Origin of the sequence: Mesorhizobium sp. M7A.F.Ca.US.005.03.2.1, from assembly GCF_003997795.1 — a bacterium.
GTDB lineage: Bacteria > Pseudomonadota > Alphaproteobacteria > Rhizobiales > Rhizobiaceae > Mesorhizobium > Mesorhizobium ciceri.
Map to the genome: position 1 here is coordinate 1 of NZ_RZRP01001139.1, position 1,571 is coordinate 1,571.

Annotated in this window: 2 protein-coding genes; one reads left to right on the forward strand and one right to left on the reverse strand. The window is 59.9% G+C overall.

Annotation, left to right across the window (positions count from 1 at the left end; translation table 11 throughout):
* On the reverse strand, nt 1-900 hold a 900-nt coding region (locus tag EN991_RS35520; protein ID WP_245461169.1), incomplete at its 3' end, for a trypsin-like peptidase domain-containing protein.
* Nucleotides 901-1,186: 286 nt separating this feature from the next.
* Between EN991_RS35520 and EN991_RS35525 the strand changes: the two genes are divergently transcribed.
* Entirely contained in the window at nt 1,187-1,540 is a 354-nt protein-coding gene (locus EN991_RS35525; RefSeq protein WP_127367034.1) for a hypothetical protein, read from the forward strand.
* Nucleotides 1,541-1,571 lie beyond the last annotated feature (31 nt).

Consider the following 1,571-nt stretch of genomic DNA (forward strand, 5'->3'; position numbering starts at 1 on the left):
GTCATGGACGCCTTGGATGTCCTTGTCGTTGAACCGGGTTATCACGTCGCCGGCCTGGATTCCCGCTTTCTGCGCCGGGCTGCCAGCCTCTACCGAGGCAACCAGCGCGCCCTTGGCGCCCGGCATTCCGAGCGCCTCGGCGATGGAAGGCGTGATCTCCTGAAGACGCACGCCGATGAAGCCGCGCTCGATGCGGCCAGTGCTGATCAGTTGGTCGACGACAGTCCGAGCTGTGCGCGAGGGCACCGCGAATCCAATGCCTATGCTACCGCCTGACGGCGACACGATTGCCGTGTTGACTCCGATGACTTCGCCGCGCGCGTTGAACAAAGGACCTCCCGAGTTACCTCTGTTGATCGAGGCGTCAGTCTGCAGGAAATCGTCGTAAGGACCGGCCTGGATATCGCGAGAGCGGGCAGAAAGGACGCCGACAGTGACCGTGCCCCCGAGGCCGAAGGGACTGCCGATGGCGATGGTCCAGGCCCCTGGTTGCATCGCGTCAGAATCCCCCCAGGCCGTCGCCGTCATGTTGGGCCGAGGCTCGACTTTCAATACCGCGATGTCGGTTGCCGGATCGCGGCCCACCACCCGGGCGGGCGCCGTCTCCTTGTCGGAGAACACGACGTGAATCTCAGTTGCGTCGGCGACGACATGGTTATTGGTGACGATGTAGCCTTCGGGACTGATCACAAAGCCGGAGCCGAGTGCTTCCCGCACCTGGGGCTGGATACGCCCTCCTCCGTCGAAGGGATTGAGAAAGTCGTTGAGCGTCGTTTGATCCTGGATGATCTGCCTGGTCGTGATGGCGACAACCGCGGGCAGCTTCTGACGCACGATTGCGCTGAAGTCGTTCGGAATTTCCTGTGCGGTGGCCGGAGCAAGGCCGCCAGTCGAGAGCATCAGGGCTCCTGTGATCAAGCCAATGCACAAGTTCCTAGAGAGGTAAGACATGACTGGTTCTCCTGCCGGATTCGGGTCCTTGATTTTCGCCCGACGTCAGAACTGAGATTCTCGCCGATTGTTTCACCGGCTGGATAAAATGGTTCTAAGGCGTTGACCACGGGAAATGTGACCCGTGCCAAGCCATTGAAACTTGCTTGAGACGTCCCAAAATTTCGTCTGGCGGGAATCGCGAGAGCCGCCAAACTCAAACACGCAGGAGATTGTCTGAAGCGGAGGACCATCAATGGAAGCAGCCATTTCGACCCATTTTGCCTCGATTGAACCCGTGGCCCCCGATGTTTTTCTGGACCGATTGCTGCATCCGGCACGGCATTTCAAACATCCCCACGACGTCTTGGCCGACGTTGCCCTGGACGGTCAGGAGAAGCGCGCCATCCTTTCGTCATGGGCGTCGGATGCCTGCGCGGTAGAATCCGTGCCAGCGCTTCGCATGCTGCCGGGGGCGGGTGAACCAGTCAGCTTCGATGCGATCATGGATGCATTGCAACAATTGGATCAATCGGACGAGCTTGCCGGTCCTGATGGCAGTGACAGCGCGATGGTGGCCGGGTTCGTGCCATTCATCGATCGGATTTAAGCGCGACCTGATTGTTCGTGAACCATTGACC